Raw genomic sequence first — 1,267 nt, forward strand, 5'->3', positions numbered from 1 at the left:
GCCGTCGTCCAGCAGCACCCGCAGCGCCGCCTGCCGCCCCGCCTCGGACCCCTCCGCCGACACCGCCGCCGCGACCAGGTGGACGCCCAGCCGCTCGCCGTCCCGCGCCACCGCCTCCAGCGCCCGCACCACCGAGCCCGCGGACGGCCGCCCCGGCGCCCCGAGCGCGGGGTGCAGCAGCGCGTCGAGGTCGTCCACCACGACCACCAGCCGCGGCATCGTCACCGGGTCGCCCGGTCCCGCCGCCGCGGACCCCCGCTGCGGCACGATCCGCGCCGGCATCCGGCCCGCGTGCCAGGAGACGAAGTCCATCAGCCCCAGCACCTCACCGCGCCGCTTCAGCTCCGCGCTGAGCGACTGCGCGAACTCCCGCATGACCAGCGGGTCGTTGGCGGTCAGTCGTCCCGTGACGTGCGGGATGTCGGCGCACGGCTCCAGCCCCTGGGCGCGCGGCGAAGCGGAACCGTCCATCAGCAGCACCGCCAGCCGCTCGGGCCGTTCCGCGGACGCCAGCGAGGCGACCACGGCCCGCAGCAGCTCCGTGCGCCCGCTGCCGACGGCACCCTCGACCAGCAGGTGCGGCCCCTCGGCCGCGAGGTCCACGGCCACCGGCCCGTGCGGACCCGCCCCCAGGACGGCGACCGCGCGGCCGCCGGGGGAGTCCGGGTCGTCCGCGGCGTCGGCCCAGCGGGCCAGCAGCGACGACGGGGTGGCGCGGGCGAGCCCCAGCTCGTCGAGCAGCCGCGCCGCGTCGGGCAGCGGCTGCGAGGGCCCGGGCTGCGGCCCCCGCGGGCCCGCCGCCCTCGGCGACGGGGACGGCGGCGCGTCGGCCCGCAGCGGGGCCAGCGCGCGGGCGAACCGCTCGGCCCAGGCCGGCGAGACCGCGTCGACCGCGCCCACCGTGCCGTGGCCCACCGGCGCGGTCCGCGGCAGCACCGGCCCGGCCGCTGCGGCTGAACCGGTGCCCGAACGCGGCGCCGGGACACCGGCCACCGGCGCCACCCGCAGCAGCCGCAGCGCCGTGGCGACGTCGCCGCTGAGCAGCGCCACCGCCCCGCAGGCGCGGAAGGCGGGGACCAGGGAGCACGCCGTCTCGTAGGTCTCGGTGAGCGGGGAGGCGGGGGAGGCCGGGGCGGTCTCGGCCAGGCACAGCACGTGCACGCCGGCCCGCGGACCGTTCAGCGCCAGCCGGGACACCGCATCGCGCACGTCCGCGCCGCCGGGGTCGCCGTCGACCACCAGCACGGTGGAGCGCAGCCCGCCGGCC

The 1,267-nt window shown here is 80.4% G+C and carries 1 protein-coding gene; it reads right to left on the reverse strand.

Annotation, left to right across the window (positions count from 1 at the left end; translation table 11 throughout):
* Window positions 1–1,267: FtsK/SpoIIIE domain-containing protein (locus ACOV8S_RS18495; RefSeq protein WP_448318934.1), on the reverse strand; the 1,267-nt coding region annotated here is incomplete at both ends.

The sequence above is a fragment of the Streptomyces sp. CO7 genome, assembly GCF_053474865.1.